Genomic DNA, 3,376 nt, shown 5'->3' with positions numbered 1-3,376 from the left:
GCACAGGACACGTTGCAGGGCAAGCTCGACGCGTTGTCGCAGGCGGTCTCGGCCGCGGCAAACGCGCAGGCGACACAGCCGGACGCCGCGAACTCGTCGAACTCCTCGGGCTCCTCGGGCTCCTCGGGCTCCTCGGGCTCCTCGGGCGCTGACGACTCGCGGTCGGGTCCGTCGGACTCCGCCGCGTCCGCCACCTCGGTGGCGCAGGCGCAGGCGGCCGTGGACCAGGCGAAGGTGAAGTTGGTGCAGGCGCAGCAGTCCCTGGCCGGGGCCACGCTGAAGAGCCCGATCAGCGGCACCGTGGCCGCGGTGTCCGCGGCGGTCGGCGGCCAGGTCTCCTCGGGCACGGCGGTGGTCGTGGTGGTCGGCGAGGGCGCGGCGGACGTGGCCGCGACGGTGGCGGTGGAGCAGCTGACGAAGCTGAAGGTGGGCCAGCAGGCGACGGTGACCCCGGTGGGCACGTCGACGAGGGTCACCGGCACCGTCACCCGGGTGAGCACGATCCCCGACCCGAACGCGCAGACGGTCGCGTACCCGGTGACGGTCACGGTCGACAAGCCCCCCACCACGATGGCCGCGGGCAGCTCGGCGACGGCGTCGATCGTGGTGGCCACGGCGAAGAACGTGCTGACCGTGCCGACGTCCGCGGTGAACCGCAACACGGTGACGGTCCTGGACGGCGACCAGGCGACGCTGACGCCGGTCACGGTCGGCGCGGTCGGTCCGATCCGCACGGAGATCAAGGAGGGGCTGACGCGGGGACAGCAGGTGGTCCTGGCCAACCTGGACAGCCCCCTTCCGACGAGCGACTCGTCGAACGGCGGCGGCTTCCGCGGCGGCGGTCCGGTAGGTGGTCCGGCGGGCGGCGGTCCGGCGGTCTTCCAACGCTCCGGCAGGTGAAGCCCTGGTGCGTCAGCGGGCGGCGCGGTCGCGGCGGCGGGCGGCGCGGAGGAAGAGCAGGGCGGGGATGCCGCAGGCCAGGATCGCGAACACGCTGGCCTCCGGGCCGAACTCGCCGCCGGTGATGGCGCTCGGGCCGTCGAGGACGGTGTGCAGCAGCCCGCCGTGGTTCGTGGCGCCGGAGACGGTGGTGCCGAAGAGGCCGCCCTCGGCCATGTTCCAGCCGAAGTGCAGGCCGATCGGGAACCACAGCGAGCGGGTGAGGGCGTAGGCGGCGCCGAGCATCAGGCCGGCCTCCACGGCGATGGCGACGGCGCCCCAGACGCTGGCGCCCGGGTTGACCAGGTGGAGCAGGCCGAAGAGGGCAGCGGAGACGGCGAGGGCGACCCCGGTGCCCCACTGCCGCGCGACGATGCGGAAGAGCACCGCCCGGAACACGATCTCCTCGGTGACGGCCGCGCCGGCGTTGATGCCGACGGCGGCGAGGAACCCGAGGACCGAGCCCCAGCCGAGGCTGTCGACGCCGCCGACCATCGCGATCAGGAGGAACGTGGCGGTGAACAGTCCGAGGCCCAGCAGCACGCCGTTGCGCAGACCGCGTGGGGCCGCCGACCGGTCGATCTCGGTCGCCGGGCGCTGCTCCAGGGTCCGGATCACCCGGTTGTAGAGCCACAGGGCGCCGACCGCCCCGGCGACGCCGACGACCAGCGAGCCCACGCCGGTGCCGGCCAGGGCACCGGTGAGGAGGCCGACGACGGCCATCACCGCGCCGAACCCGGCGAGCAGGACGACCAACCGGACCCAGACCGGCCGCAGCCAGCCGGGTGTGCTGCTCTTCTCCCGCGTCGGCTCCGCCATGGGAATCCTCCTCCTGGTCCGTCCCGGCGCCCTGCCGCGCGCCGACGACCAGAACGCTACGAATTCCGACCCGGTCCGCGGGTCCCCCGCGGGCGGTCAATCGGTGTAGCTCGCGCGGGGGATCCCGCGCCCTGTCCCCCGTCCGAGCTACCCCAGTCGTCCGACGTAGAGGGATGTGCGGGGTGGTCGGCCGTCGCTAGCTTTCGGCGCCGTGAAAGCCAATCGGATGAAAACCGTGACGATGTTCGTTGTCGGGGCATTGGCCTGGGGGGCCGCGTCCGCCTGCGAGGCGGCCGACGACGAGGATCAGGACACCGGCCGGAAGCCTCCTGCCGCCACCGCCGTCCACTGGGGCGCGTGCCCGGAGCAGGCCCAGGGCGAACAGGCCCGGGACTCCCGCCAGCGGTGCGCGACGGTGAAGGTGCCGCTGAACTACCAGGACCCGAACGGGTCGACGATCGACGTCGTGATCTCCCGGATCGCCACCGCCAAGAAGGACAAGCGGCGCGGCGTGCTCCTGCTGAACCCGGGCGGCCCGGCGCTGATGGGGATCGACATGCCCAGCCAGGTCGCGCCCACGCTGCCGAGCTCCGTGCTGGACCAGTACGACCTGGTCGGGTTCGACCCGCGCGGCGTCGGGCACAGCACCCCGCAGAGCTGCGGCCTGCGCGACCCCAACCCGCTCGGGCTCTTCCCCTACCCCGGCGTGGACGGCTCGATCGACGACAACGTGGCCTTCGCCCGTTCCATCGCCGACGAGTGCGCCGCCTCCCCGTCGGCGAAGAACCTGAAGTACTTCACCACCGCCAACACGGCCCGCGACCTGGACAAGATCCGCGTGGCGCTCGGCGAGGACAAGATCTCCTACTGGGGACAGTCCTACGGGACCTACCTCGGCGCCGTGTACAGCGCGCTGTTCAGGGACCGGACCGATCGTGTGGTCCTGGAAGGCAACGTCGATCCCACGAAGGTGTGGAGCGAGCAGTTCCCCCTGTGGGGCAAGGGCATGGCCGACCGGTTCCCCGACGCGGCGAAGGTCGCCGCGGCGCAGGACGACACGCTCGGGTTGGGGAAGACGCCCGAAGAGGTGACGCGGACCTACCTCGACCTCGTCGACCGCCTGGACCGCCAGCCCGTGCCCGTCCCCGGCACGCAGGCGTCGCTGACCGGCAAGCTGGTGCGCAACATCACCTACGGGCTGTTGCTGCACAACGAGACCCTGCCGGTGCTGGCGCAGCTGTGGAAGGCCGCCGCGGACCTGGCCGGCGGGACGCTGACACAGGCCGACGACGCCGTCCTCGCCCAGGCCGCGGCTCACTCGGACACCCCCGGTGTGCCCGTGGACAACCAGTCCACCATGTCCGCGGTCCTGACTTGCGGCGACGCGTCCTTCCCGAAGAACGTCGACGACTACCGGACCGACACCGCCGCGGACCGGAGGGCCTGGCCGCTGACCGCGGGCATGCCGGCCAACATCTGGCCGTGCGCGTTCTGGAAGGACAAGCCGATCGAGAACCCCGTGCGCGTCACGAGCGACGGCCCGCACAACATCCTGATCCTGCAGAACCGCCGTGACAACGCCACTCCGTGGGAGGGCGGCGTCGGGCTGAAGAAGGCG

Annotated in this window: 3 protein-coding genes; 2 read left to right on the top strand and 1 reads right to left on the bottom strand. The window is 72.4% G+C overall.

The window, feature by feature from the left end; translation table 11 throughout:
* On the top strand, positions 1 to 900 hold a 900-nt coding region (locus ACJ73U_RS47785; protein WP_407784459.1), incomplete at its 5' end, for an efflux RND transporter periplasmic adaptor subunit.
* A 12-nt stretch (positions 901 to 912) separates the two neighbouring features.
* On the opposite strand, the gene ACJ73U_RS47780 is transcribed toward ACJ73U_RS47785, so the two are convergent.
* The gene (locus tag ACJ73U_RS47780; protein ID WP_407784458.1) at positions 913 to 1,758 is read right to left on the bottom strand and encodes a lysostaphin resistance A-like protein; all 846 of its coding nucleotides are present in this window, start codon (positions 1,756 to 1,758) and stop codon (positions 913 to 915) included.
* Positions 1,759 to 1,999: 241 nt separating this feature from the next.
* Here ACJ73U_RS47780 and ACJ73U_RS47775 point away from each other — a divergent pair.
* The coding region (locus ACJ73U_RS47775; protein ID WP_407784460.1) for an alpha/beta fold hydrolase at positions 2,000 to 3,376 on the top strand (1,377 nt) is incomplete at its 3' end.

Source organism: Actinophytocola sp., assembly GCF_045807065.1.
GTDB lineage: Bacteria > Actinomycetota > Actinomycetes > Mycobacteriales > Pseudonocardiaceae > Actinophytocola.
Note: the sequence above shows the minus strand (reverse complement) of the source record. Positions and strands in the feature narration are given on the sequence as shown.